General features: G+C 65.2%; 28 protein-coding genes and 1 other RNA gene. 18 read left to right on the top strand and 11 right to left on the bottom strand.

Going from position 1 to position 26,474, the window contains the following annotated elements:
- Positions 1–11: 11 nt before the first annotated feature.
- Entirely contained in the window at positions 12–1,097 is a 1,086-nt protein-coding gene (locus IE122_RS07880; protein WP_189620618.1) for a LacI family DNA-binding transcriptional regulator, read from the bottom strand.
- 147 nt (positions 1,098–1,244) lie between these two features.
- Between IE122_RS07880 and IE122_RS07885 the strand changes: the two genes are divergently transcribed.
- The 7 genes from IE122_RS07885 (at position 1,245) to IE122_RS07915 (ending at position 9,203) form a co-directional block, all read left to right on the top strand.
- Positions 1,245–2,438, top strand: a complete 1,194-nt coding sequence (locus IE122_RS07885; protein WP_229813896.1) for an acyltransferase family protein — start codon at positions 1,245–1,247, stop codon at positions 2,436–2,438.
- Between the two features lie 237 nt (positions 2,439–2,675).
- Positions 2,676–4,100 carry an aldehyde dehydrogenase family protein gene (locus IE122_RS07890; RefSeq protein WP_189620619.1) on the top strand — a complete coding sequence of 475 codons (1,425 nt, stop codon included), beginning with the start codon at positions 2,676–2,678 and terminating at the stop codon, positions 4,098–4,100.
- A gap of 20 nt (positions 4,101–4,120) precedes the next feature.
- On the top strand, positions 4,121–4,261 hold the full coding sequence (locus tag IE122_RS07895; RefSeq protein ID WP_189620620.1) for a hypothetical protein: 141 nt from the start codon (positions 4,121–4,123) through the stop codon (positions 4,259–4,261).
- 54 nt (positions 4,262–4,315) lie between these two features.
- The gene (locus tag IE122_RS07900; RefSeq protein WP_189620621.1) at positions 4,316–5,458 is read left to right on the top strand and encodes an acyl-CoA dehydrogenase family protein; all 1,143 of its coding nucleotides are present in this window, start codon (positions 4,316–4,318) and stop codon (positions 5,456–5,458) included.
- A gap of 78 nt (positions 5,459–5,536) precedes the next feature.
- Entirely contained in the window at positions 5,537–7,312 is a 1,776-nt protein-coding gene (locus IE122_RS07905; protein WP_189620622.1) for an alpha/beta fold hydrolase, read from the top strand.
- 29 nt (positions 7,313–7,341) lie between these two features.
- The gene (locus IE122_RS07910) at positions 7,342–8,403 is read left to right on the top strand and encodes an enoyl-CoA hydratase/isomerase family protein (protein WP_189620623.1); all 1,062 of its coding nucleotides are present in this window, start codon (positions 7,342–7,344) and stop codon (positions 8,401–8,403) included.
- A 17-nt stretch (positions 8,404–8,420) separates the two neighbouring features.
- Entirely contained in the window at positions 8,421–9,203 is a 783-nt protein-coding gene (locus IE122_RS07915) for an enoyl-CoA hydratase-related protein (RefSeq protein ID WP_189620624.1), read from the top strand.
- Between the two features lie 70 nt (positions 9,204–9,273).
- On the opposite strand, the gene IE122_RS07920 is transcribed toward IE122_RS07915, so the two are convergent.
- The 5 genes from IE122_RS07920 to IE122_RS07940 form a co-directional block, all read right to left on the bottom strand.
- The gene (locus tag IE122_RS07920; RefSeq protein WP_373299120.1) at positions 9,274–9,417 is read right to left on the bottom strand and encodes a hypothetical protein; all 144 of its coding nucleotides are present in this window, start codon (positions 9,415–9,417) and stop codon (positions 9,274–9,276) included.
- Between the two features lie 70 nt (positions 9,418–9,487).
- Positions 9,488–10,024: an NUDIX hydrolase gene (locus tag IE122_RS07925; RefSeq protein ID WP_189620625.1), complete on the bottom strand. Its 537-nt coding sequence runs from the start codon at positions 10,022–10,024 to the stop codon at positions 9,488–9,490.
- Complete coding sequence (locus tag IE122_RS07930) at positions 10,021–10,704, bottom strand: TPM domain-containing protein (protein ID WP_189620626.1); 684 nt, start codon at positions 10,702–10,704, stop codon at positions 10,021–10,023. The genes IE122_RS07925 and IE122_RS07930 overlap by 4 nt, the downstream gene beginning before the upstream one ends.
- A gap of 11 nt (positions 10,705–10,715) precedes the next feature.
- The gene (locus IE122_RS07935) at positions 10,716–11,504 is read right to left on the bottom strand and encodes a TPM domain-containing protein (protein WP_189620627.1); all 789 of its coding nucleotides are present in this window, start codon (positions 11,502–11,504) and stop codon (positions 10,716–10,718) included.
- Positions 11,505–11,508: 4 nt separating this feature from the next.
- Positions 11,509–12,114: a LemA family protein gene (locus tag IE122_RS07940; protein ID WP_189620628.1), complete on the bottom strand. Its 606-nt coding sequence runs from the start codon at positions 12,112–12,114 to the stop codon at positions 11,509–11,511.
- Positions 12,115–12,301: 187 nt separating this feature from the next.
- On the opposite strand from IE122_RS07940, the gene mscL reads away from it, so the two are divergent.
- Positions 12,302–12,733, top strand: a complete 432-nt coding sequence (gene mscL / locus IE122_RS07945) for a large conductance mechanosensitive channel protein MscL (RefSeq protein ID WP_189620629.1) — start codon at positions 12,302–12,304, stop codon at positions 12,731–12,733.
- Between the two features lie 20 nt (positions 12,734–12,753).
- Positions 12,754–13,106, top strand: a transfer-messenger RNA (tmRNA) gene (ssrA, locus tag IE122_RS07950).
- Positions 13,107–13,168: 62 nt separating this feature from the next.
- Here ssrA and IE122_RS07955 read toward each other — a convergent pair.
- Positions 13,169–13,450 carry a hypothetical protein gene (locus IE122_RS07955; RefSeq protein ID WP_189620630.1) on the bottom strand — a complete coding sequence of 94 codons (282 nt, stop codon included), beginning with the start codon at positions 13,448–13,450 and terminating at the stop codon, positions 13,169–13,171.
- 295 nt (positions 13,451–13,745) lie between these two features.
- Here IE122_RS07955 and IE122_RS07960 point away from each other — a divergent pair, with 295 nt between their 5' ends.
- From IE122_RS07960 to IE122_RS07980, 5 genes are all read left to right on the top strand, one after another.
- Positions 13,746–15,839: a malate synthase G gene (locus IE122_RS07960; protein WP_189620631.1), complete on the top strand. Its 2,094-nt coding sequence runs from the start codon at positions 13,746–13,748 to the stop codon at positions 15,837–15,839.
- A 75-nt stretch (positions 15,840–15,914) separates the two neighbouring features.
- Complete coding sequence (locus tag IE122_RS07965; protein WP_189620632.1) at positions 15,915–16,430, top strand: PilZ domain-containing protein; 516 nt, start codon at positions 15,915–15,917, stop codon at positions 16,428–16,430.
- A gap of 71 nt (positions 16,431–16,501) precedes the next feature.
- Complete coding sequence (locus IE122_RS07970; protein ID WP_189620633.1) at positions 16,502–16,996, top strand: hypothetical protein; 495 nt, start codon at positions 16,502–16,504, stop codon at positions 16,994–16,996.
- A 48-nt stretch (positions 16,997–17,044) separates the two neighbouring features.
- Positions 17,045–17,395 (top strand): type II toxin-antitoxin system RelE/ParE family toxin, encoded by a 351-nt coding sequence (locus IE122_RS07975; RefSeq protein WP_189620634.1) that lies wholly within the window; start codon positions 17,045–17,047, stop codon positions 17,393–17,395.
- Positions 17,392–17,727: a helix-turn-helix domain-containing protein gene (locus tag IE122_RS07980; RefSeq protein ID WP_189620635.1), complete on the top strand. Its 336-nt coding sequence runs from the start codon at positions 17,392–17,394 to the stop codon at positions 17,725–17,727. Before IE122_RS07975 ends, IE122_RS07980 begins: the two co-directional genes overlap by 4 nt.
- 39 nt (positions 17,728–17,766) lie before the next feature.
- On the opposite strand, the gene rsmA is transcribed toward IE122_RS07980, so the two are convergent.
- The 4 genes from rsmA to IE122_RS08000 all read right to left on the bottom strand — a co-directional run bounded on the left by rsmA (position 17,767) and on the right by IE122_RS08000 (position 23,539).
- Positions 17,767–18,591 carry a 16S rRNA (adenine(1518)-N(6)/adenine(1519)-N(6))-dimethyltransferase RsmA gene (gene rsmA, locus IE122_RS07985; protein WP_189620636.1) on the bottom strand — a complete coding sequence of 275 codons (825 nt, stop codon included), beginning with the start codon at positions 18,589–18,591 and terminating at the stop codon, positions 17,767–17,769.
- Positions 18,588–19,607, bottom strand: coding sequence for a 4-hydroxythreonine-4-phosphate dehydrogenase PdxA (gene pdxA / locus IE122_RS07990; RefSeq protein ID WP_189620637.1), 1,020 nt, complete (start codon positions 19,605–19,607; stop codon positions 18,588–18,590). The genes rsmA and pdxA overlap by 4 nt, the downstream gene beginning before the upstream one ends.
- A gap of 23 nt (positions 19,608–19,630) precedes the next feature.
- Positions 19,631–20,941 carry a peptidylprolyl isomerase gene (locus tag IE122_RS07995; RefSeq protein ID WP_373299125.1) on the bottom strand — a complete coding sequence of 437 codons (1,311 nt, stop codon included), beginning with the start codon at positions 20,939–20,941 and terminating at the stop codon, positions 19,631–19,633.
- A gap of 270 nt (positions 20,942–21,211) precedes the next feature.
- Positions 21,212–23,539 (bottom strand): LPS-assembly protein LptD, encoded by a 2,328-nt coding sequence (locus IE122_RS08000; protein WP_189620639.1) that lies wholly within the window; start codon positions 23,537–23,539, stop codon positions 21,212–21,214.
- 103 nt (positions 23,540–23,642) lie between these two features.
- Between IE122_RS08000 and IE122_RS08005 the strand changes: the two genes are divergently transcribed.
- From IE122_RS08005 to IE122_RS08020, 4 genes are all read left to right on the top strand, one after another.
- Positions 23,643–25,106 (top strand): leucyl aminopeptidase, encoded by a 1,464-nt coding sequence (locus IE122_RS08005; RefSeq protein ID WP_189620640.1) that lies wholly within the window; start codon positions 23,643–23,645, stop codon positions 25,104–25,106.
- Positions 25,107–25,132: 26 nt separating this feature from the next.
- On the top strand, positions 25,133–25,570 hold the full coding sequence (locus IE122_RS08010; RefSeq protein ID WP_189620641.1) for a DNA polymerase III subunit chi: 438 nt from the start codon (positions 25,133–25,135) through the stop codon (positions 25,568–25,570).
- Positions 25,571–25,651: 81 nt separating this feature from the next.
- Positions 25,652–26,074 (top strand): nucleoside-diphosphate kinase, encoded by a 423-nt coding sequence (gene ndk, locus IE122_RS08015; protein WP_189620642.1) that lies wholly within the window; start codon positions 25,652–25,654, stop codon positions 26,072–26,074.
- A 69-nt stretch (positions 26,075–26,143) separates the two neighbouring features.
- Positions 26,144–26,452: a reeler domain-containing protein gene (locus IE122_RS08020; RefSeq protein WP_373299121.1), complete on the top strand. Its 309-nt coding sequence runs from the start codon at positions 26,144–26,146 to the stop codon at positions 26,450–26,452.
- The last annotated feature ends 22 nt before the right edge of the window (positions 26,453–26,474 follow it).

Raw genomic sequence — 26,474 nt, forward strand, 5'->3', positions numbered from 1 at the left:
GGGGCATGTCCTTATGCGAGGGGCGGTACAAGGCCGCGTTCCTGATCTAGGAGCGCCGGGCCGCGTTTCAATTGGCTGTCGGGTGCCGAATCCGCCGATCCACGGACGATGAGCCCGGTCGGTGGCGGGATCTCGCCCGTCGCCACATCGCCTTGTGTCTCCAGACGCAGGGCCGCGCGCACGGCGTCGCATGCAAGCCGGTCCCATGACACGGCGATGCTGGCGAGGGGCGGGGTCAGTTGCTCGGCCAGCGGTGTGTCGTCAAAGCCGATGACCGACAGCTCTGCGGGAACCGCGACCTCGGCCTCTGACGCTGCGCGCAGCACGCCCGCCGCCATCGCATCGTCGCAGGCGAGGATGGCGGTGGGGCGCGGGCTGACCGCCAGCAGCAGCCGCCCGGCGCGGACTCCGGAGGCGAACGAAAGGTCCCCCGGTTCGATCAGCATGGCCCCGCGATCGAGCCTGTGATCGGCCATCGCATCGAGAAAACCCAGTTCGCGCTCCCGCGCCAGCAGCGAGGTATCGGGCCCGGCGACCAGCCCGATGCGGGTGTGCCCTGCTGCGACCAGCCAGTCCACCGCTCCGGCCATGGCGGCGCGATCGTCCGCTTCCTTTCCAGCGCTATCTCGGCCCGGGCCCAGGCGGATGCAGGCCACGCCCGCATGTGCGCAAGCATCGGTCAGGGCGCTATCCTGAGACAGCGGCGGCGGCAGGACGATGGCGGCGGGGTGGTGCCGGTCGAGGAAGGCGGCGAGGGCAGGGCCGCCGCCGACTGCCGGGATCGGCTGGAGCAGCAGCGCATATTCGCCGCCGGCCAGTGCCCACTCGATGCCGCATGCCACTTGCGCGGTGAGCGCAGAGAGCGGCAGTTCACGGCTGTCATGCGCCAGCGCGACGAGGAAGTTGCGGCGCAGCGCCAGCGCCCGCGCCTGTGCATTGGGCACGAACCCGGTCTGCGCGATCACCGCCGCCACCTTGTCGCGCGTGGCCTGACCGAGCAGCGGGGAATTGTTGATCACCCGGCTGACGGTCTTTTTCGAGACCCCGGCCATGCGGGCGATATCGTTGATGGTGATGCGTTGGGAAGAACCTGACATGGCGGCGGGGAGTGCCCGTCCTGTCACCGGTTACCCAGCCGAAATGGCTCCGAAACGGAGCCGGTCGCGGCGCTTGCGGCTGGTCCCAAGTCCGTTGCGGTTGCAGGCAATCCTGCTATGGGCCATGGCGCGCAACCCCGAAGAGTGATGATGAAGGCTTCCACGACGCAACGCCACTACGGGATGGATTGGCTGCGCATCGGCGCTTTCGTGTTGCTGATCTTCTACCACATCGGCATCAACTTCACCCCCTGGGGCTATACCACGCCAACCCGGGGCGTGGTGCCGTGGGCGGAGATCCCGCTGCTGGCGACCAGCGCGTGGCGGCTGGGGCTGCTGTTCGCCATTTCCGGCTATTCCAGCGCGGCGCTGCTCGCCCGCGAAAAGAGCGACGGCGCGTTCCTGCGCAGCCGGCTGGTGCGGCTGGGGGTGCCCTTGCTGTTCGCGCTGATCGTGATCGTGCCGCCGCAGCCCTATGCCGGACTGGTCCATGGCGGATACACCCAGTCCTATCTCTACTATTTCGTCCATGACGCTTTCACGTTCCAGGATATCCGGGGCGAATATGTGCCGCGCCCGATGCACATGTGGTTCGTGATCTATCTGCTGACCTATACGCTCGTGCTGGCCGCTGCGCTGAAGCTGCCGCTGCGGGTCCGGCAGGCGGCCGGCCAGGTGGCGGAGCGGGTGCTGGCGGGGCCGTGGCTGCTGCCGGCAGGCATCGCGATCATCTTTGCGGTGCGCCTGTTCCCGGGCAACTGGACCGACAGCCACGAGTTTTTCCGCGATCCTGTCGCCCATGTGCATTACTGCCTGCTGTTTTTCTTTGGCATCATGCTGCGCCGCTCGGAGAAGCTGCGGCTGGCGATCGCGGCGCAGTGGAAGCTTGCCCTCGCGCTCGGCGTCGGGGCCTTCGCGCTCGTGGCCGCCGATGCCATCCGCTATCCCGGCAACGTGCCGACGCCGGGCCCGCTGCTCGTACCGCTGCACTTTGCCAAGGCAGTGCAGTGCTGGGGCATGATCGTGGCGCTGTTCGGCATCGCGGACCGGTTCTGGAACCGCGACAACCGCTGGCGGGCGATGCTGGCAGAAGCGGTGTTCCCGTTCTATATCATCCACCAGACGGCCGAGGTCTGCTTCGGCTACTGGCTGCGCGACAAGGGGCTGACCGCCTTGCCCGAATTCCTGGCGCTGATGATGGTGACTTTCGCCGCCTGCTGGGCCTTCTATCTGGGTGGACGGGAGCTTCGCTGGTTGCGGCCGCTGATCGGGCTGTCGCCCCGGCGGAACCGTGCTGCACCGTCCCCGCCCGCAGCAGACCTTGCGCCGGTTTCCGGCTGACCGGGCTTCGCGCCCGTGCCGGCTTGCGTTTAAAGGTACACTGGTTTAATTTTTTGCACATGGGCGCTGGCGTTTGCGTGATAGGTGCCTTTGTCTCGACTTGCCAAAGGCGAAGTTGGAATTTAATGGCTTGATTAAATCGATCACTGCGCGAGGTCTGGCGGACGGCAGGGGCGGGAAAACTCGTCCAGCCGTCGCGAGCAGGATTTCGGGCCTGAACACAAGGGACGATGCATAATGGCTACCGCTGAACTGATTGCCGAAACCCCCGTCGCTGCCGAGGTGGCCGAGCTGGTCGCGCGTTCGCGTGCGGCGCAGGCTCAGATCGCCGACTATACGCAGGAGCAGGTCGATCGCCTGATCCGCGGCATGGTCTACGCCGTTGCCCGTCCCGGCATGGACGAGGAAATCGCCCGCGAAACCGTGGAGGAAACCCAGCTCGGCAACTACGAGGGCAAGTTCAAGAAGATCTCGGTCAAGACCCGCGCCACCCTTTATGACATCATCGACGACAAGTCGGTTGGCATCATCGAGGAACTGCCCGAGCGCAACATCGTCAAGATCGCCAAGCCGATCGGCGTGATCGGTGCGCTGTCGCCCTCCACCAACCCCGAGGCGACCCCGGTCATCAAGGCGATCAGCGCGGTCAAGGGCCGCAATTCGATCATCGTCTGCCCGCACCCGCGCGCCAAGTTCATCAACGCCAAGATCTGCGGCCTGATGCGCGATGCGCTGGTCAAGATGGGCGCGCCGGCCGATCTGGTGATCGCCATCGAACAGCCTTCGGTGGAAAAGACCAATGAAGTCATGAAGCAGTGCGATCGCATCCTCGCCACCGGCGGCGGCGCGATGGTGACGGCGGCCTATTCGTCGGGCACCCCGGCGCTGGGCGTCGGCGTCGGCAACGCGGTCATCACCGTTGATGAGACTGCCGATCTTGACGATGCGGCGGCCAAGATCCTGCTGTCGAAGACGCTGGACAACGCGGCTTCGTGCTCGTCCGATAACTCGGTCATCCTGGTCGATGCCATCTACGATGCGATGCTGGCCAAGCTGATCGAGAAGGGTGGTTTCATCATCGAAGGCGCGAACAAGACCAAGCTGCAGAACGCGATCTGGGAAGACGGCGAGCATATCAACGCCAAGGTCGTTGCTCAGCCGGCCGAATTCATCGCCAACTATGCCGGCTTCGAGATCCCCGAAGGCACCCAGTTCTTCATCGTTCCCGAAACCGGTACAGGTGCGGACTACAAGTTCTCGGGCGAGAAGATGACCGTCACCATGACGCTGTATCGCGCCAAGGACATCGACGAGGCGGTCAAGCTGACCAACGCCATCCAGGCCTATCAGGGCCAGGGCCACTCCTGCGGGATTTACTCGAATTCCGACGAGAACATCATGAAGCTGGCCAACGGCACCAAGACCAGCCGCGTGATGGTCAACCAGCCCCAGTCTGCCTCCAATTCGGGCAACCTGTGGAACGGCATGCGCCAGACCTTCTCGCTGGGCTGCGGTTCGTGGGGCGGCAACTCGACCAACAACAACATCACCTGGCGCGATCTCATCAATGAGACCTGGGTGTCCAAGCCGCTGGCGACCCCGAAGACCATTCCTTCGGATGAAGCCCTGTTCGGCAAGGACATTATCGAACTGATCGGCTGATCGGGCAGGGCGGTGCGCGGGTGGCTATCGGCTTCCCGCGCACCGCCCGCCACTTCGCCCGGATGAAATATCGTCTGGCGAAATCGATCGGCACCATGCCGCATGGTTCGGCATCATGGCACGCCGGATCGACAGGGATTGCCGCTTCTTCCCGCAAATGACCGCCCCAAGGGCCGTGCGCAATGGTCGCACGAACAGCAAAAACAGGGACCAAGATGACTGAACAGTTTGGGCTGACTGAGGATCAGCTTGCGATCCAGGACATGGCGCGCAAGTTCACCGCCGACCAGATCACTCCGTTCGCGGCCGAGTGGGACGAAAAGTGCCACTACCCGGTGGACGTGTGGAAGGCGGCCGGCGAACTCGGCTTTGGCGGCATCTACGTGTCGGAGGAAAGCGGCGGCATCGGCCTTGGCCGGCTCGAAGCGGCGCTGATCATGGAGGCCATGTCCTATGGCTGCCCTTCGACCAGCGCATTCATCTCGATCCACAACATGGTGGCGTGGATGGTCGATGCCTTCGGTGATCAGCGGCTCAAGGATCGCTACCTGCCCGGGCTGGTGTCGATGGATCTCATCGGTTCCTACTGCCTGACCGAGCCGGGTTCCGGTTCCGATGCGGCGGCGCTGCGCACATCGGCCAAGCTGGACGGCGATTCCTATGTGCTGAACGGCACCAAGCAGTTCATCTCGGGCGGCGGCGTCAACGATGTCTATATCGTGATGGCGCGCACCGGCGAGCACAAGTCGCGCGGAATTTCGGCGTTCCTGGTCGACAAGGATACCCCCGGCGTCAGCTTCGGGGCGACCGAGAAGAAGCTGGGCTGGAACTCCTCACCCACCGCACAGGTCATCTTCGAGGACGCGCGCATTCCGGTCGCGAACCGGGTCGGTGCCGAAGGCGATGGCTTCAAGTTCGCGATGGCCGGACTGGATGGTGGCCGCCTCAACATCGGCGCGTGCTCGCTCGGCGGGGCGCAGCGCTGCCTTGATGAAGCGGTGCAGTACGTCAAGGACCGCAAGCAGTTCGGTCAGGCGATTGCCGAATTCCAGAACACCCAGTTCACCCTCGCGCAGATGCTGGCCGAACTGGAGGCTGCGCGCGCGCTGCTCTATATCGCGGCGGACAAGGTGACTGCCAAGACGGCCGACAAGACCCGGTTCGCGGCCATGGCCAAGCTGATGGCAACCGATACCGGTTCCTCCGTGGTGGATCGCGCGCTCCAGCTTTTCGGCGGCTATGGCTATCTCAAGGAATACCCGATCGAGCGCTTCTGGCGCGACTTGCGGGTCCATCGCATCCTCGAAGGGACGAACGAGGTCATGCGGATGATCGTCGGGCGCGAGATGCTGGCTTGACAGACGTCGGATTGCGATTGGCAGCGCGGCAATGCCTTTGTATGCTGCGCTGCAAAATCCAGTGATGCGGGAGCCGTCATGACCAAGCCGCCGAAAATGCCTAACCCACAGGCATCTATCGATTACCTTACCGATGCCTGCGCCAAACTTTCCGGTGCGATGCAGCATTTCCTGCAGAATCCGCCGTCGCTCTCCATGGCGACCTCTTACGACACGTCGGCGGTGCTGGCGGCCATGACCGATGTGATGACCGGCGTCATGGCACAGCCGCAGCGGCTGATCGAAACGCAGATGAAGGCGTTCGATGAATGGTCGCGGATGTGGCAGGACATGTGGACCCCCGGTCTGGCTGCCAAGCCGGCCGTAGCGCCAGAGCGCGGTGATCGCCGGTTCAGCGATGCCGATTGGGAAAGCAGCCCGTTCTTCCGCTCGCTCAAGGACAGCCACCTGCTGGCAGCCCGCCACTTGCGCGAATTCGTCCAGTCCTCGACCGAGGAGGACAAGTCCAAGCGGGCGATGGCCGAGCTGATCGTCGAGCAATACCTTAACGCCGTTTCGCCGACAAACTTCATCCTGACCAACCCGCAGGTCATGCGCCGGACTATCGACACCTGCGGCGCGAACCTGATCGCCGGTTTCGCCAACATGCTGGAAGACCTCGCCACCGGACGCGGCATCGTCCAGCGGCGCACCGATGACGGGGCGTTCCGGCTGGGCGAGAACCTGGCCTGCACGCCGGGCGGGGTGGTGTTCCAGAACCACCTGATGCAGATCAACCAGTACACCGCCACCACCGCATCGGTGCGCGCCCGGCCGCTGCTCTACGTGCCGCCGCTGGTCAACAAGTACTACATGATCGATCTGCAGCCTGCGTCCAGCCTGGTGAAGTGGCTGGTCGATCAGGGCCATACCGTGTTCGTGGTATCCTGGGTCGATCCCGACGAGAGCCACCGCGATTGCGGGGTGGAGGACTATGTCGGCACCGGGGTGATCGAGGCGATCGAGCAGGTCCGCAAGGTCACGGGCTCCGATGCCGTCGATCTGTTCGGCTTCTGCATGGGTGGCACGCTGCTATCGATGGCGACCGCGGTGCTGGCCGCGCGCGGCGAACTGGACAAGGTGGGTTCCGCCACGCTGATCGGCGCGCTGGTCGATTTCACCGACATGATGGAATGGTCGGCCTTCGTGAACGACGCGCATGTCGATGCGCTCGACGTCCACATCGGCGACAAGGGCTATATCGCCAAGGACGAGTTGCAGCGCCTGTTCTCGATGATGCGGGCGAACGATCTGATCTGGTCGTCGTACATCAGCCACTATCTGCTGGACAAGGAAGCGCCGCCTTCGGACCTGCTGTTCTGGTTCGAGGATGGATCGCACATTCCCGAGGCGTTCCTGCGCACCTACAACCGCAAGCTCCTGCTGGAAGACAAGCTGCGCGAACCGGGCGCGGTGACGCTGCTGGGGGAGCACCTGGACCTTACGCAGATCACCGTTCCGGTGACGATCATCGGCCTCAAGGACGATCACGTCTCGTCATGGAAAAGCGTGTTTCGCGGCCGGCAGTATTTCGGCGGTGAGCCGATCTATATCCTGGGCGGTTCCGGGCATAACGCCGGCGTGATCAATCACCCGTCGCGCAAAAAGCACGGGTTCTGGACCAATGCCGACAAGACCACCGACGCCGACGCCTGGTTCGCCGGTGCCCAGAAACACGAAGGATCGTGGTGGCCGCATTGGTCCGACTGGCTTTATGCCAACGATCCGGGCGAAGAAGTGCCGGCCCGCAAGCTGGGCGGCGGCAAATTGAAGGTTTTGGAAAAGGCCCCGGGCAGCTACGTGCTGGGCGCCTGAGATCGAGATACCAGGGAGTTTTTTCGAGCGTGGAAAACAACGACGTCCAGTGCTTCATCGAAGGGCGGGTAGGCCGGCTGCGGCTCAATCGCCCCAAGGCGATCAACGCACTCAACCTCAACATGGTCCGCGACATGACCGAGGCCCTGCTGAAATGGCGGGAGCAGCCCGAAGTCCAGGTGGTGATCATCGATCACGCCGAAGGCCGCGGCTTCTGTGCGGGCGGTGACGTCGTCAGCATCGCCAACAGTGCCACCGGGCACGGTTCGGCGGGGGATGCGTTCTTCTTCCAGGAATACCGGATGAACCATCTCATGTACACGTACCTCAAGCCTGGGGTGGTGTTCATGGACGGCATCACCATGGGCGGCGGCGTCGGCATATCGATGCCGTGCCGCTATCGCGTCGCGACCGAGCGGACAGTGTTCGCCATGCCGGAAACCGGCATCGGCCTGTTCCCCGATGTCGGCGGCGGACGCTATCTGTCGAAGCTGCCCGGCCGCATCGCACAGTATCTGGGACTGACCGGTGGCAGGCTTGACGGCGCGGAATGCGTCGCCACGGGCTTGGCCACGCACTACATCCCTTCGGAACGGCTGGAAGAGGTCAAGGAACAGATTCTCCTTCACCCCGAAGGCCTGCGCTCGATCCTCGACAATGCCAGCGAAGCGCCGCCGCCGGCCAAGGTCATGGACATCCTGCCCGATATCAACCGCGTGTTCGCGTCTGACCGGCTGGAGGATACGCTTGCCGCGCTCGAAGCGGACCCGTCCGAATGGGCGCAGAAGCAGCTTTCGATCCTGCGCACCAAGTCGCCGCTGTCCTGCAAGGTGACCCTGCGCCTGCTGGTCGTCAGCCCGCACTTCGGCAGCTTCGAGGACGAGATGCGGCTCGAATTCGGCATCGTCCATCGCATGTTCCGCCAGCACGATTTCATCGAGGGCGTGCGGGCGCTGCTGATCGACAAGGACAACAAGCCGCGCTGGCATCCCGCCAAGCCCGAAGACGTGCCGGATGAACTGGTCGCCTCGGTGTTCCAGCCGCTGCCCAAGAACCGGGCCTGGACCCCGCTGCCCGTATTGTCGAACTGAACGAGAGAGGAAAAACGATGGCTTACGAAACGGTCCTGGTAGAAACCCGGGGCGCTGTCACGCTCATCACGATCAACCGCCCCAAGGCGCTGAACGCGCTCAGCTCCGTGGTGCTGACGGAACTGATCGAAGTGTTCGCCGCTTACGACGCGGACAGCAGCCAGCGCTGCGCCGTGCTGACGGGCTCGGGCGACAAGGCGTTCGCCGCCGGTGCCGATATCAAGGAAATGGTCGAGAAATCGCCTGCCGATTTCTACGCCGGCGATTTCTTCGCCGACTGGACCAGCAAGATCACCCGCGTCACCCGCAAGCCGTGGATCGCGGCGGTCAACGGTTTTGCGCTGGGCGGCGGTTGCGAACTGGCGATGATGGCTGATTTCATCCTCGCTTCGGATCGCGCCAAGTTCGGCCAGCCGGAAATCAAGCTGGGCGTAGCCCCCGGCATGGGCGGCTCGCAGCGCCTGACCCGCGCCGTCGGCAAGGCCAAGGCCATGGAAATGTGCCTGACCGGCCGCATGATGGACGCCGAGGAAGCCGAACGCGGCGGCCTCGTCAGCCGGATCGTCCCGCACGATCAGTTGCTGGAAGACGCGCTCAAGACCGCCGAAACCATCGCCGCGATGCCGCCGCTGGCCGCGATGATGAACAAGGAAATGGTCAACGTGGCGTTCGAAACCACGCTCGACACCGGCATCCTGATGGAACGCCGCATGTTCCAGGTGCTGTGCGGCACCGAAGACAAGACCGAGGGCATGACCGCCTTCGTCGAAAAGCGCCCCGGCAACTGGACCGGCCGCTGAACCTGGTCCGGAGCCGGTCATGACCGGCTCCGCATCGCTGGAAACTTTGCAATTCGGCCGGCTGAAGGGTTCAGCTGGCCGTTTGCTTCTGGGTCCGCCGCCGCTCGGTCTCGAAGCGCGGCAGCCGCATGCCCTTGGTGCGGCTGGTCAGGTGCCAGGCGCGGCACAGTTCGCAGCGGTAGGGGCGCAGCGGGAAGGGAGCCTGTTCCGCCACGGCCAGCGCCGCCGCTTCGTCGGCATAGCGGGCCTTGCGTCGGCAGATGGCTGGGCGGGTGCGCAGGCGATCAGCCCAGCAGCTTTGCGCCCAGCAGCATCAGCAGCTTGACGTCCATCGCATAACCTTGCGCGCGCCAGTCCGCCATGCGCGCCTCGATCTCCGCAAGCGGGATCCGGTGGACGCGGATATCCTCACCATCGACGCCGCCGCCTGCGCCGGTCCTGACCAGATCGTGCGCGCGAAACAGCGTGAAGCTTTCGCTGACCATGCCGGGCGAGGAAAAGAACTCGCCCAGATTCTCCATCCGCCCGGCGCGGTAGCCGGTCTCTTCCTCCAGCTCGCGGGCGGCGGCGATGCCGGGGTCTTCGCCCTGGTTGTGGTCATGATCGCCGACCAGCCCGGCCGGCAGTTCGATGCACGGCCGGCCCAGCGGCACGCGGTACTGCTCGACCAGAATTACATGATCCTCGGCATCGACGGCGAGGATGACCGCCGCGTGTATGCCGCGCGCCCGGCCGACGTATTCCCAGCGCCCCCGCCGCTTGGCGGTGATGAACCGGCCTTCCCACATGACTTCTTCGGGGGAATCGCGGTCTGCGGTCATACTTCGATCAACCTGTCGGGCAATTCGTTGATATCCTGGTCGCTGCGCGGGAAATGCGGGGCAAGGATCGCGCCGACCCGATCGACGGCGGCGATCATGCCGTCGGCAACGCGGCCCTCGCTTACCTCCGCCAGCATGGCGGCCATCGCCTCGCCCCAGACTTCGGGGGCGACCCGCGTGGCGATCGCCGCATCGGCGACGATCTCGGCCCGCCGTTCGCGCATGGAAAGATAAATCAGCACGCCGGTGCGCCCGGCAGTGCGCCGCTCCGCCCCGATGCGAAAGGCGCGGATCGCGGCGGCGTGGACCCGCCGGGTGCGGATCGCCGGCAGCACCAGCAGCATCCGCAGCGGTTGCCACATCTGCAGGACCATCATCCCGGCGAACTTGAGGCCGGCAACCAGCGCCGCCAGCGCGAAGATCGTGCGCGGGGTCCATTCGTGGCCCCAGCCGCCCAGCAGGTGGTCGTACAGGCCCATGTAGAAATCGGGCGCTATCGCCAGCGCCATCAGCGCGACCAGCCCGGTGGCAGCGGCCCAGGCCAGCGCAACATCGGTATAGCCGTCCGAGCGATCAGCGAGGATCGTCACGATCTCTCCCGAACTGTGCAGTTCGGCGGCAGTGACGGCCGCGCTGATCCGGGCGTGATCGCTATCGTCAAGGGGCCGGGTGTTCGCCATCGTGCTTCGTCCTACCAGCTTCCGCTCGATCCGCCGCCGCCGAAGCTGCCGCCGCCGCCGGAAAAGCCACCGCCGCCCCAGTCGCTGCCGCCGGACCCCCAGGACGATCCGGACGAACCGCCCGGTATCCATACGATCGGCGCACCCCAGCCGCCGGTGCGCCGGCCGCCGCGGCTGGCGCTGCGGATCATCGGCAGGATGAAGAAGAACAGGATGAACACCACGAAGATCAGCGGCCCGACCCAGCCGCCGCTGTCGTTCTGCTGCGCCTGATCGGCCGCTGCGGCCACCTTGGCGGCTTCTTCGGGCGGCAGGGTGAGCTGGCGGATGATGGCATCGCTGCCCGCCTCGATCCCGCCGGGCAGATCGCCCGCCTTGAAGCGCGGGACGATGGCCTGGTTGATGATGAGGAAGCTCATGCCGTCCGTCAGGACCGGCTCGAGGCCGTAGCCGACTTCGATCCGCACCTTGCGCTCGTTCGGGGCGACGATCAGCAGCGCGCCGTCGTTGCGGGCCTTGCTGCCGATCCCCCAGGCGCGACCGAGCTGATAGCCGTAATCGGATATCTCGTACCCTTGAAGATCAGGCACGGTGACGACAACCAGTTGCCGCTGCGACTGGGTTTCCAGCGCGGCGAGCTTCTGGGTCAGCCGCGCTTCGGCGTCATCGGGAATGACGTTGGCGGCATCGACGACCCGCCCGGTCAGCTCGGGAAAGCTCGGGGCCGCTTGCGCCGGTATCCCGGCGACAAGCGCGAGGCCCAGGATCAGCGCCGCGCCGAGAGCGCGTAAGCGGATCACCGGATCAGATCTTTCCTTCGAGGCTGGGCGCGACTTCGGCACCCGGCGTGACCGACTGGTAAGGCACCAGCGGCTCGGCCCCGCGCAGCTTGGCACCGATCATCGAGGGGAAGGTGCGCACTTCGGTGTTATAGTCCTGAACCGCGCCGTTATAGTCGCGGATGGCGATGCGGATGCGGTTTTCCTGCCCTTCGAGCTGGGTCTGCAACATCTGGTAGTTCACGATCGACTTGAGATCGGGGTACTGTTCGACGCTGACAAGCAGCCGTGACAGTGCCTGGCCGAACTGGCCCTGTGCCGCCTGAAACTGCTGCATCTTGGCCGGATTGTTGAGGTCTTCGGCGCTGATCTGCACGCTGGTCGCCTTGGCGCGCGCTTCGACCACGCCGGTCAGGATCGCTTTTTCCTGTTCGGCCGCGCCCTTGGCGGTGGCGGCCAGGTTGGGAACTAGGTTGGCGCGTTCCTGGAAGGCCGCCTGGACATCGGCCCAGCGCGCCTTCGCCGCTTCCTGCTTGGTCGGCACGGAGTTGAAACCGCAGGCGGCCAGCGAGAGGGCAAGGCCCAGCGCGAGGACAGTGCGGCCCTTGCGGGTGAGCGCGGCGAACGACATCGGCGATCTCCTCGGTGCGCCCTGCTGAAGCGCAGGGGCTATCGAGCGATAGATAGCAGCGCCGGGTGGCGGTTCAAGGACTGCGCGCGGGAATGTCCGGGCAGGTGGCTAACAACCGATTGTGAGGCAAGGCCCTTTATGCCATCCGTGGCCGGTGCATCGGCGTGCCGAACCGGAAGGAGTGAAGATGTTTCAGGAATTCAAGACCTTCATCGCGCGGGGCAATGTTCTCGACCTTGCCGTGGGTGTCATCATCGGCGCGGCGTTCGGCAAAATCGTTGCCTCGCTGACCGAAGACGTCATCATGCCGTTCGTGGGCCTCATCACCGGCGGTATCGATTTCACCAACAAGTTCCTGGTGCTCGGTACCATCCCGGCCGACTATACCGGCGAGAAGACTTACGCCGCGCTCAAGGCGGCGGGCGTGCCAATGTTCGGGTATGGCGCGTTCATCACCGCCACGATCAACTTCCTGATCCTGGCTTTCATCATCTTCCTGATCGTCAAGCAGGCGAACAAGCTGCTCCACAAGCCTGCGGAAGAAGCGCCCGCCGCGCCGGCCGGGCCGACCGAGGTCGAACTGCTCGCTGAAATTCGTGATGCGCTGAAGAATCGCTGATCGGGGAGGGCGTTCGTCCCTCCCTTCACATTCGCGCACAAGCGCTTATATGCGGTGGTGCCGGCTTGCCGGATATGACGATAAATTGCAGCGTGCAATAGATGCAGCGGACCCGGGGGCGGTACCCGGCGGCTCCACCACTTCCCTCGCGTGTCTTCGGACAGTGCGGGGCAAATGACGGGGCCGAACTAGGATCGACGTGTGTTGAAAAGCGGTGTTTTCGTCCGGGCTGAGTAACCCGTTCAAGGCTCAAAACTCATAAGTGCCAACGACAACGAAGCACTTGCTCTCGCGGCGTAATTCTAGGGGCTAACGCCCTGAAGTTACAAAGTCAGAACACGGTTGGACCCACCGGGTAACAGAAGCGGATTCCAGGGGCCCGGGGTGAGCCTTGCAACAGAATCACCCCACCTTCCTGCCCTTTTGCCGTTCCGCTCAGGCCGCCTCCCGGTCCGGATGTGCCGATACCACCGCGGCTGCTGCGTGGGAACGGGCCAGTCTTTCGGCCTTTTCGTACTTGATGCAATCGAGGATCTTGCCTCCGGCCATGAACACCGCGCCGGTGCACGCAAGGAACAGCAGCTTGCCGCCGAAGCCCGGAAAGCGCCCGAGATAGACACTGCCGCGTTCGACAGCGCCCAGCGCCAGGGCGTAAATGATCATGTACGCTTCCCAGTGGGTCTTGATTACGAACAGGCGACCAATTTTGCGGAGCATTTTCATCCTCTTGTAACGCCCACCGTTTCAGCAATGATCGTGCCAGACACGTGTTACCGCCGAATCCATCACTGCGATTCAAGGTTAATGTAAGGTCAACCGACGCGCAGTGTAAGCCTGCCCTACAGGGCTGTCACGAAACGGGGCGGTCCGATCTGATCACGCCCAATCTTGCCTTCGCGGCGGGCTTGCGTCATAGGGTGGCTTCCTTCCCCAGGGCATTATCGGAAAGTATGGTTGCGTCGCGCGACGGGACACCGTCATGGTGGCGCACGGTGAACGTGTGCGAGGAAAAATGACCAATTCTGTTGAACGTGCCGGGCTCCAGGTCGATGCCGCGCTGGCGCGCTTTGTCGAGGAGCAGGTACTGCCGCCGATCGGCCACGAAGCGGGTGCCTTCTGGCAAGGATTTGCGGCGCTGCTGGACCAGTTCGCCCCGCGCAACCGCGCGCTGCTAGCCAAGCGCGATGCCCTCCAGGCGACGATCGATGCCTGGCACGGGGAACGCGCAGGCAAGCCGATCGAGCGGGGCGAATATCAGGCGTTCCTGCGTGAGATCGGTTATCTCGTCCCCGAACCCGGCGATTTCACCATCGGCACGCAAAACGTCGATCCCGAAATCGCCACGATGGCGGGTCCGCAGCTTGTCGTGCCGGTGCTGAACGCCCGGTTCCTGCTGAACGCGGCGAACGCGCGCTGGGGCAGCCTTTACGATGCGCTCTACGGCACCGACGTCCTTGACGCCGCGCCCGCCGTTCCCGGCGGCTATGACAAGGCGCGCGGCGCGGCCGTGGTCGCCCGCGCCCGGGCTTTCCTCAATGCGACGCTGCCCGGCTGGGAAGCCGCGCTGACCGGCGGGGAATGCCCTTATCCGTTCGCCACCCGCGATGGCGGGGTGCTGTTCACCCACAACGGCCTGGGCATCGAAATCGTCCTTGATCGCGCCAGCGAAGTGGGTCGCGATGATCCGTTGGGCATCGCTGATGTCCTGCTCGAAGCCGCGCTGACCACGATCGTCGATCTGGAAGATTCGGTTGCCGCTGTCGATGCCGAGGACAAGCTGGCTGCCTACACCAACTGGCTGGGCGTGATCCGGGGTGATCTGGCGGAAACCTTCCAGAAGGGCGGCCGCGCGCTGACCCGCGAACTGGCCGGCAACCGCGTCTGGACTGCCGCTTCCGGCGAAGAAATCACCCTGTCGGGCCGCAGCCTGCTGTTCGTGCGCAATGTCGGCCACCTCATGACCAATCCGGCGATCCGTCTGGCCGATGGCTCGGAAATCCCCGAAGGCGTCATGGACGCGGTCATCACCAGCGCCATCAGCACGCAGGATGTGCAGAAGCTGACCCGCTTCGGCAACTCCCGCCAAGGCTCGATCTATATCGTCAAGCCGAAGATGCACGGGCCGGAGGAATGCGCCTTCACCAATGACTTGTTTGATGCTGTTGAGGATCTGCTGCAGCTTCCCCGCCACACCGTAAAGGTTGGCGTCATGGACGAGGAGCGCCGCACTTCGGCCAACCTTGCAGCCTGCATCCACGCGGTGAAGGACCGCATCGTCTTCATCAACACCGGGTTCCTCGACCGCACCGGCGACGAGATCCACACCTCGATGCGCGCCGGGCCGATGATCCGCAAGAACGACGTCAAGGGATCGGTCTGGATCGCGGCTTACGAGAAGCGCAATGTCGCCATCGGGTTGAAGCACGGCCTTTCCGGCATCGCCCAGATCGGCAAGGGCATGTGGGCCGCGCCGGACATGATGAAGGACATGATGGCGCAGAAGATCGGCCATCCCCGCACCGGTGCCAACACCGCCTGGGTGCCTTCGCCGACCGCCGCCACGCTCCACGCCATGCACTATCACGAAGTCGACGTGTTCGCCCTGCGCGAGACGATGGACGATGCCGAGATCCCCGGCCTTGACCTGCTGCTGCAGATGCCGCTGGCCGGCGGCATCAACTGGTCCGAAGAAGAAGTCCAGGCGGAACTGGACAACAACGCGCAAGGCCTCCTCGGCTATGTCGTGCGCTGGATCGATCAGGGCGTCGGCTGCTCGAAGGTGCCGGACCTCCACGATGTCGGCCTGATGGAAGACCGCGCCACGCTGCGCATCTCCAGCCAGCACATGGCGAACTGGCTGCTGCACGGCGTTTGCAGCGAAGATCAGGTGATGGACAGCCTCAAGCGCATGGCCGTCAAGGTCGATGGCCAGAATGCCGGCGATCCGCTGTATGAACCGATGGCGGGCAACTGGGACACCAGCTTCGCCTTCCGTGCCGCTTGCGACCTCGTGTTCAAGGGCGTCGAACAGCCCAGCGGATATACCGAGCCGCTGCTGCACGGCTGGCGCCTGAAGAAGAAGGCGGCGGCGCTGGCAACCGCCTGATCGCCGCCCCGGCTTAACAGCCCTTCAAGGAATGGTCCCTAGGTTGCCGGCCGGGCAACCTGGGGACTTTTCGTTTTGGCCGATGTCGATAAGCCGCGTGTCGAACCGCGCACCCGCATGAGCCTGGCCGCGCGGCTGCGCTGCACGCAGGGTGAGCGCGCGATGACGGTGATCGATCTGTCCTCGCGCGGGCTGCTCGGCATGATGAGCGATCCGCCCGCCCGCGGAGAATTCGTCGAAGTGCGGATCGGTGGCCATTCGCTGATCGGCCACGTGCGCTGGCGGGCCGGTGGCCGGTTCGGCGTGGTCCTGCGCGAGCGGATCAGCGTTTCGGCGCTGCTAGGCGGCAGCGCGGGCTCCGCGGCGCTGGCGGGGAGCCGGGCAGCCCGGCGCGTTTCGGGCGGCATGCTGAGCGCCATCGGGTCCGACAGCACGCTGGTGGCGCGGGCGATGCAGGCGGTACTGCTGGTCATCGCCGTGGGCGGGGCGTCTTATGCGATGGTCCGCTACGCCTCGTCCAGCCTCGCCTCGGTCACCCGGGCTCAGGCCGCCATGGCCGGCGAAAACGCGGCGGCTTCCCGCAATCCTTAACGATGCCTCAAGGGTTGGGCCGTAGATTTGGGCCGGTCCCGGTGTTGTGATCCGGGGAAAGGACCCGCCCGATGTTCTTCAACAAGCAGCGCCTCGAAGAACGCACGGTCATCGCCGTGCATGGCCGGCTGCGCTTTGACGGGCGCGATGAACCGGTGACGCTGGCTAACGCTTCGCCGCGCGGCGTCCTCGCGCTGCTCGACACGCCGCCCAAGCGCGGTACCCGGGTGGCGATCGAGATCGGCGGCTCGATCCTCAATGGCCAGGTCCGCTGGTCCGGCGCGAACCGCTGCGGCATTGCTCTTGGCGGCAGCATCAGCGTCGCCGATCTGCTCGAAGGGCAGGCCGTGCCGGTAACCTTCGTGACCGAACGCGACAGTGCATTGGGCAACCCCGGCATCTTCCGTGCTGCGGTGTCCGACGGCCCCCTGGTCTCTCGCGTTCTACAGGGCCTGTTGCTGGTCGCTGCCGTCGCCAGCGGTGCCTTCGCGATCAGCCGCCTTGCCCCGGCGGCACTTTCGCCCGATGCGCCGCAAGTGGCGCTGCTGGATGGGCATGTTCGTTAAAGGGGATCACCGCTTGCATTTGTAGTTTAATTTAACTACAAATGCGGGGTGGCTCGAAAAGCACTCCGCGATATTTCATGGCTCAAGGGGGCGCTGAAAGACTTCAGGGCTTTTCCGGTGCCCGCACAGCAAAAGGCCGCGCGTGGGCTGACGCAGATTGCCGAAGGGGACACGCCGGAGATTGCCAAGCCGATGATCGGCCTTGGAACTGGCGTGTGGGAACTGGCCATCAAGGAGCGCGGGGATGCATTTCGCGTAGTTTATGCGCTTCAGCTCGACGATGACGTCTGGGTCGTTCACGCCTTTCAGAAGAAATCGACCAGCGGAATCGCCACGCCGAAGCATGAAATCGACGTGGTGAAGGAGCGCATCAAACGCTTGAAGGAAGCGCTGTCATGACGGATGAAGAAGACGATTTCGAACTGGTGCGCGGGTCCGGCAATGTGTTCGCCGATCTGGGTTTGCCCAATGCCGAACTGGAACAGTTTCGTGCCATCCTTGCTGCCGAAATCGGCAAGACGCTGGCTGCCGACAAGCTGACCGTCCGGGCGGCCGAAAAGCTTACCGGCGTTGCTGCCGCCGACTTCTCACGCATCCGGCAGGCACGGCTCAAGAGCTTCACGATCGACCGGCTGATGACCATCCTCGACCGGCTCAACCGCAAGGTGCAGGTGTCCGTCGCGGTTTATCCCCGTGATCGGACGGGGGCGAGTGCCTTGGGGCTGCGATGACGTCGCCGGCAGCCGAAATTCGCTCGCACCGCCCCCAACTTAGCCGATCACGCGCGCGATCGCGCAGAATTCCTCGATGGACAGCGTTTCGGCGCGGCGCTGGGGGTCGATGCCAAGCGTTGTCAGGGCATCGAGCGCGCCCGGCACGCCCTTGAGGCTTTGCCGCAGCATCTTTCGCCGCTGGCCGAACGCGGCTTCGGTGACCCGTTCGAGCGTGCGCATCGATACACCCTCCGGCGCGTCTCCGGGCACGACGTGGACGATTGCGGACATCACCTTGGGGGGCGGGGTAAAGGCGCTGCGGTGGACTTTGAGGGCCAGTCGCGGCCGCGCGCGCCATTGCGCCAGAACCGCCAGCCGGCCGTAAGCCCCCGTATCCGGTTCTGCGACGATGCGCCGCGCGACTTCCTCCTGGAACATTAGCGTCAGCGAGCGCCAGGCGGGGGGCCACGCTTCGCCCGCCAGCCAGCCGATGAACAGCGCGGTGCCGACGTTGTAAGGCAGGTTCGCGACGACGTGGAAAGGCCCGGTAATGCCGGGATCGACCTTCATCGCATCGCCCTCGATGACGCGAAGCTGGCCGGGAAAAGCCTCGCCAAGCTCGGCCAGCGCGGGCAGGCAGCGGCGGTCCATTTCGATCGCGGTGACGTGCGCCCCGGCGCGCAGCAATGCCCGCGTCAGGCCGCCGGGGCCGGGGCCCACTTCCAGCACCTGCTCGCTGCGCAACGATCCGGGAATAGCAGCAATGCGATCGAGCAACTGTTCGTCGAACAGGAAGTTCTGGCCCAGCGCCTTGCTGGCGGTGAGGCCGTGGCGGGCAATCACTTCGCGCAAGGGAGGCAGAGCGGGGAGGGGGGCGGTCATACGGTTCCCTGCCGCCGTGCCGCGCATGCACCTGCCATGCGCAAGGCGGCGATAGTGGCACCGGGATGGGCCAGCCCCTTGCCGGCGATGGCGAACGCGGTGCCATGGTCGGGCGATGTGCGCACGATCGGCAGGCCAAGCGTGACGTTGACGCCTTCATCGAAGTCCAGCGCCTTGATCGGGATCAGCGCCTGATCGTGGTACATGCACAGCGCCACGTCGAAGCCGGCGCGTGCATGGGGCGCGAACAGCGCGTCTGCCGGGTGCGGGCCGGTGACTGCCAGCCCTTCGGCCTGCAGCGCGGCGATGGCGGGGGCGATCACCTCGCGATCCTCGCTGCCCATGCGGCCGTCCTCACCGGCATGGGGGTTGAGCCCGGCGATCGCGATGCGGGGCTGGCTGATGCCGAAATCCCGGATCAGCGCGCGGGCGACGATGCGGGCCTTGTTCTCGATCAGCGCGCGGCTGATGAGGCCGGGCACGTCGGCCAGCGGGCAATGGACTGTGAGCGGCACGGTCCGCAGCGAAGGCCCCGCCAGCATCATCACGGCATCGCTATGAGCGACTCCGCAGGCATCCGCGACGAATTCGGTCTGCCCCGGCTGGGTAAAGCCGATCCGCGCCAGATGCGATTTGGCGATGGGGCCGGTGACGATCGCGCCTGCAACGCCATCACGCGCAAGGCCGGCGGCGCGGGTCAGGCTGTCGAGCGCGAGGTGCGCGCCATCGGCGTCCGGCGCGCCGGGGTGCCAGCCACAACCCTCGGCACCAAGCACCGGCAAGCCGTGGGCGAAAGCGTCGATCGCCTCAGCCGGGTCGCTGATGGCAATGATCGGCACCGGTAGGCCGCACCCTTGCGCCGCCTCGTGCAAGACCTGCGAGCCACCGGCAACGAAGAACGGCGCAAGCCCCGCTTCGCCGCGTTGGGCCCAGGCGTGCACAAACAGCTCCGGGCCGACCCCGGCGGGATCGCCCAGCGAAACGGCAAGCGGCAGAAGGGGCGCGGCCGCCGCCATCGCGTCAGCCGCACCAGTCCGGATCAGTTGTATTCGATGACAGCGTCACGCCGAAGGTCGCGCAGATAGGCTTGCGCGCGCTTGTTGACGCGATCGTCTTCCATCTGGGCCATCAGCTCGTCGAAGCTCGGGCCTTCGTCGGTCTGCGCGTCATCACGGCCGCACAGCATCAGCATGCGCACGCCTTCGGAGATCGAGCCGAACGGCGGCGAGGTCTCGCCGATGGAGAGGGTCAGCACCGCGTTCTGCAGCGGCCCCGGCAGATCTCGCGCGCGAACCTGATCGTTGGCGACGACCGATGCGCCGATCGAGGCTGCCACCCGGTCCACGTCGCCGCAGCCCTTCGCGGTCTTGATCGTCTCGGCAAAGGTCTTCGCCTTGGCGCTGGCCACCGCTTCGCTGGTGCCGGCGGGGAAATCGACCGAGATTTGCTTGAGCGCCAGCACCGCGTCGCGCGGATCGGCGGTGAGGACCTGGCGCTTGTCGATCAGGTAGAGGATCGAGAAGCCGCCGGGGATCGGGATCGGGCCGACAAGCTGGCCGGGCTGCATCTCGCGCGCGGCGGTGGCGAGTTCGGCGGGAAGCTGGCCCAGGCGGATCCACCCGAGATCGCCGCCGACCGCTGCAGTGGAAGCCTGCGAATACTGGCGGGCATACGCGACAAAGCTGCCGCCCTTGCGCAACTGATCGACGATCTGGAGCGCGTTGGCGTGTACCTGTTCCTGCGCTTCGGCCGGGGCGGCGAGATAGATTTCGCCGAGGCGATACTCGTCCGTGCCCTTGGCGGCCTTGAGCCGGTCCAGCATTTCCTTCACTTCATCGGCCGAGACGTTGATGAAGGGGGAGACGTTGCGCTGGAGCAGCCGCTGCCACGCCAGCTCGCCCTTGATCTGCCGCTTGAGCGAATCGGCGGAGGAACCGATCCGGGTCAGGTAGGCGTTCATCGCCTCGATATTCTGGTTGAAGTTCTGCGACGCGACGCGGGCATAGGACTGATCGATCTCGTCCTGCGAGATGTCGATATCCGAAGCCTTGGCTTCCTGGATCTGCAGCGTTTCGTCGATCAGGTTGCGCAGCACCTGCAGGCGCAGGCGGTCCTTTTCCTCGTCGCTGATCTTGCCCTGGTTCGCGGCGAGGATCAGCGCCAGGCGCTGGGCGACGTCGGTCCCGGTGATGACGGCTCCGTTGACCACGGCGGTCGCGCGCCGGACGTTGGGGTTGTCGTTGGTGAAGATCGTGACGTTGTCGGGGATGACGATCGCCCCTTGCGGCGAATCCTGCGCCAGCAGCGGGGCCGCCGGGATCAGGCCGGCGATCAGCGCCGCGCCGCTCAGGATCGCGCCTGCGCGCCGCTGCAATGTCTTTCGATGGAATGCTTGCACCGTGATCTTAATCCCGTTCCCGACCGCACCGGCCTCGCCATCGCTGGCCAGCCCGGCAGATTCTGGCCTGTCCGACTATCGTTAGGCAACCTTTGCGTGATGTGCCGCGCGGGGGCTTAACTGAAAATGAGCGTGTCCGATAGACCGTTTGCCGCCGCCTGCCAACGGTGGCGGCAGGGGCGGCGGGGCGGCTTGTCCACTGTGAAAAATCCCCCGGTCGCGTCAGCGGGTGCCGAGGTTCTTGAAGTTGAACCGGACCAGGAAAGAGTCGCCTCGCTTGGCGTCGCCATTGGTCTGGTAGTCCCGCCGCCAGGTCAGCGAAACTTCGAGGCAATCGTCCTCGTAAGCAAGGCCAAGGCGGCTGCGCAGCGGCTGGAACCCGTCCGAGCCATATGTCGGGTCTTCGTTGCGGTCGGTCAGGTTGACCGTGGTCGATCCGAACAGCGACCAGTAGTTGGCGAAGGTGACCCGCCCCGCCGCCTGCACTTCCTCGCGATCGCGCAAGTCCTCGATGCCGCTGGTGATGCCGCGGTTGAGTTTGGTGTAGCCAATTTCGGCGTAAGTCTTGCGGCTGCCGACGGTGGCGTTGAATTCCATGCGCCGGACGGCCAGCGTGTCCTTGTCGAGGCGGAAGCGCTGGACCAGGCTCACGAAATCGCGATAGCGCACCTCGGTGCGGCCGACGATGTCGGAAACCTTGCTGGACAGGCCGGTGCCGTCCGGCAGCAGCGTCGGCCGGCTGCTGAGGCGGACCGACTGGCCGACCACGGTGTTGATCCGCCAGCGCGGGACGTCGAGTTGCCAGTGCACGCCATAGGTAAAGCGCACGCCGTCCTCGATCCGGTCGTAGCCGGGAAAGCGGTTCAGTGCGAAGAGGTTGCCGGTTTCCAGTTCGATCGAGCGGGCGTCTTCGTTCGGGACTGAAAGGTTCTTGATCTTCGGCAGCGCGACGAGCTGGATATGCGGGGTCAGCACCTGGGTGCCGCCGAAAGCCGCGCCCACCAGCGGCCACTCCACATCGACCGCCGCCGAAGCCACGCCGCGCGCTTCCCAGCCCGGATTTCCGGCATAGAGTGACGTCACGGTATCGGCGTTTTCGTCGGAATGATAAACGTCGGCACGGCCGAGTGCGGTGAAGGTCACGAGCTGGCCCAGCCCGGTCAGCTTGCGCAAGGACCATTCCACCCCGGCAAAAGCGCGCTGGGTGTCCTGGCCATCGGTGCGGCTGATCGCCAGCGTATTGACCTGTGCCTCGATCTTGCCGCCCAGCAGCGGATCGCTGAAGCGGCGGCGATAGTCGATCGCGGGCAGCGCCACCGGGATCATCCCCTGATCGGTCCCTGCCTGCATCGTCTGCGTGGCATAGCCGGCGAAGGAGAAGTAGCTGTCGGCGTCGATCCGCTCGACGTTGACCATCGAGCGCAGGCGATCATCGCGGCTGATGTCGTACCGGCGCAGGAACGTGCGATCGGTCGCCCGGCGCAGCGCGAAGCTTACGCTCCAGTTGGGATCGAGCTGGAGCCGCCCGTTGGCGAAGATATAGCCGCGAAAAGTGTCCTGGCTGCTGGGGCTGCTGGTAGCGATGGTGGTGCGGTTGCTCGACGTTGCGTAACCGGTGATCTGATAGGCTCCGCGCTCGGTCAGGGCGCGGTATTCGGCCGAAACCATCGGCGCGGCCCCGGTGAACACATAGGCGGTGGTGGTCAGATCGCGGTTGTCGGCGATCCGCCAGTACCAGCCGTCGCTCACTTCGATGCCGTTGGACCGGCTGAACCGGAAATCCGGCACCAGCAGACCTGACTGGGCGCGCCCGTCCGAAGCCATCGCCAGCCCGAACAGCGGAAGCTGGATCGCGCCGAACAGCTCGATCCGCGCATTCTCGAAGCGCAGGCGCTTGTTCGCCTCGGTGTAGGTCAGCCGGTCGGCCAGGATGCGCCAGGTGGGATTGCGCGGACAGCCCTTGGACGTCTCCACCGCGCAACCGGTATAGGCGGCGTGCGTGAGGACCATGTTGCCCGCTTCGTCGCGCTGGCCCTTTTCGGCGGCGAGCCGGCCGCCTTCGCGCATCACCACCAGCAGGTTTTCCATCGCGCCCGATTTGAGCTCGTCCGTCAGCTCCACCCGGTCGGTATAGGCCTGGTTGCCATCGCGATCGACGACACGGACGTTACCGGTGGCGATGACGAGCCCGGTCTTGCGGTTCCACGTGACCGTATCGGCGCGCACGGAATCGTTCTCGTGGCGCAGCACCACGTTGCCGCTGGCGGTGACCATATCGCCGGTCTGATCGTATTCCACGGCATCGGCGGCGAAAGCCACCGGGGTCTCGCCATTGGTGGGGACGGGCGGCGCGGGCGGTGCCCCGGCGATCGGCTGGTCCTCCACCGGGCGGGCGGAGAGGTCCTGGGCAGCGGCGGGGGCCGTCAGCGCGCAGACCAGCAAGGTTGCCAGCGACGGGCCGAGCAGGGCACCGAACGCTTGCGACCGGGCAGGGCGGGAGAGCAAGCGGGCGCAGGAGGCTTGCGGCAGGAACGGCGCGGCAGGGAGCATGCCTTGCCTATCGCACCGCCGTTGCCTAACTGCAATGCGGTGTTGCGCCACGGCGTAAAAGTTCGGGCCGAGCCGAGCGCCCCCGTTGAACCCAGGAGTATGCATGAAAGTCCAGTTTCTCGACGCGGTCTCCGCTTCCCCGTCGCGCCTGATCGTCCGTCCGGTGAACCTGGACGCGGTGCCGGCCGATCTCGAACCGGTGCTGGCGCAGGCTGCCAGGATAGCCCGGTTCACCGGCAAGGCGGGGCAGATCTTCGAAGGATTCGCCGAACGGTCAGGCGATGTGGCGCGCATCGCGCTGGTCGGCATCGGTGCGGCCGGCGGGGATGACCGTGCCGGAGCGATCGAACGCGCAGGCGCTACCGCTGTCGCGAAGTATCTGACTTCGGGGGAAACCGCGCTGACTTTCGACCTCACCGGCAGCGGCTTTTCGGCGGCCGATGCGGTCGGCCTGGCACTGGGCGCGCAACTGCGCAGTTGGCGGCACGATCGCTATCGCACCAAGCTTTCGGACGATGCCAGGCCCTCGCTCGCCGAAATCACCGTGATCGGCGCGCCTGAAGGTGCGGCCGGGCTGTGGGAGGTCGAACAGGCCGTGGGGCAGGGGGTGATGTTTACCCGCGAACTCGTCACCGAACCGGCGAACGTCATTTATCCCGAAAGCTTCGTGGAACGCTGCATCGCGCGGATGGAAGGCACCGGCCTCAAGCTGCGCGTGCTGGACGACAAGGAAATGGCAGCGCTCGGCATGGGCGCGCTGCTGGGCGTGGCGCAGGGCTCGGTCCGTCCGGCGCGGCTGCTGGTGATGGAATGGAACGGCGGCGCAGAGGGTGAAAAGCCGGTCGCCTTCGTCGGCAAGGGAGTCACTTTCGACACCGGCGGGATCAGCATCAAGCCCGCCGCCGGCATGGAAGACATGAAGTGGGACATGGGCGGGGCCGGCGCGGTGGCGGGCACCATGCTGGCGCTGGCGCTGCGCAAGGCGAAGGCCAACGTGGTCGGCCTGTGCGGGCTGGTGGAAAACATGCCCGACGGCAACGCCCAGCGGCCGGGCGATGTCGTCACCTCGATGTCGGGACAGACGATCGAGGTCATCAATACCGATGCCGAAGGCCGGCTGGTCCTGTGCGACGTTCTGACCTTTGCCCAGCGCGAATTCGCGCCGGTCCGAATTGTCGATCTCGCCACCCTTACCGGCGCGATCATCCTCAGCCTTGCTCACGAATATGCCGGGCTGTTTTCAAACGACGATGCGCTGGCCGGCGCGCTCACCGCGGCGGGCGATGCCAGCGGCGACAAGCTGTGGCGCTTCCCGCTGGGCCCGTCCTACGACAAGATGATCGACAGCCCGATCGCAGACATGAAGAACACCGGTGCCCGGTTCGGCGGCTCGATCACGGCAGCGCAGTTCCTCAAGCGCTTCATCGAGAACGACACCCCTTGGGCGCACCTGGATATCGCCGGCACTGTCTGGGCCGACAAGCCGGGTGCCACCTGGGAAAAGGGTGCGACCGGGTACGGCGTGCGCCTGCTCGACCGGTTCGTGCGCGATACGCTCGAAGCCTGATCGAAAGGATCGGGCGGATCGGGGCCATGCAGGTCGATTTCTACCACCTCACGCGCGATCCGCTGGGCGGGGCGCTGGCGTTGATCGCCGGCAAGGCCACGGCGGGCGGAGAGCGCATGGTGGTGGTGTCGGGCGACGCGGCGCAGCGCAAGGCGCTGTCGCAGGCGCTGTGGTCGGCATCGCCCACCAGCTTCCTTGCCAATGGCGAGGCAGATGAACCGCATGCCGAACGTCAGCCCATCGTCCTGTCCGATCAGCCGGTAGCGGTGAACGGCGCGCGCTTTCTGGCGATCGTCGACAATGTCTGGCGCGACGGGGAGGAAGCGTTCGCGCGCACCTTCTTCTTTTTCGAGGATCATGACCGCGATGCTGCGCGGGCGGCGTGGGCGATGCTGGGCAAGCGCGAGGGCGTGGTGCGCAATTACTGGAAGCAGGATGGCGGCCGCTGGGTTCGCGCCGGATAAGGCGATCCTTGCGATGGCGTACAAAGGCGGGTAGGGGCGCGCCCAACAGCTCCCACACCATAATGCGCAAGGAACAAGACGATGGCGGTTACCCGCACCTTCTCGATCATCAAGCCCGACGCCACCCGCCGCAACCTGACCGGCGGCGTCACCAAGATGCTTGAGGATGCCGGCCTGCGCGTCGTCGCCTCGAAGCGCATCCAGATGACCAAGGAACAGGCCGAAGGCTTCTACGCCGTCCACGCCGAGCGTCCGTTCTTCAACGATCTGGTTTCGTTTATGATCTCCGGCCCGGTGGTCGTGCAGGTGCTCGAAGGCGAAGATGCCGTGAAGCGCAACCGCGACGTCATGGGCGCAACCAACCCAGAGAACGCCGACGAGGGCACCATCCGCAAGACCTACGCCGAATCGATCGAAGCCAACTCGGTCCACGGCTCGGACTCGGAAGAGAACGCCGCGATCGAGATCGCCTATTTCTTCAAGCCGGAAGAAATCGTCGGCTGATCACGCTTTCGCGTCAGCGATGAAAAAGGGCCGTCGGAGCGATCCGGCGGCCCTTTTCGTTGCGCGGCGATGGACAGGACCATTGCGATCGGCAAGATGCGTGAGGTCAAGGAAACGGTGCGGGAGGCTACGATGCAAGGCATGGGCGCAGGGGACGATAGCTGTCCGTTCAGCTTCAACTTCGATCCTGACAGCTTCAAGCCGGGTGATACCGTAAGCTATCGCGTCTCCGGTTCGCTATCGGGCTTCCCGTTTGTCGGCACCCTCATCGAAGTGGGGGCGGACTACGTCGTTATCCAGGGCGCGCCCGACAAGCCGGACGAAGTCTATCGCGGCACCCGCGAAAGCCGGCCGTTGGTGGATTACGACCAGATCTGACCGGCCCGTCAGGTTGACGGGA

The organism is Novosphingobium colocasiae (genome assembly GCF_014652555.1).
Taxonomy (GTDB): Bacteria; Pseudomonadota; Alphaproteobacteria; order Sphingomonadales; family Sphingomonadaceae; genus Novosphingobium; species Novosphingobium colocasiae.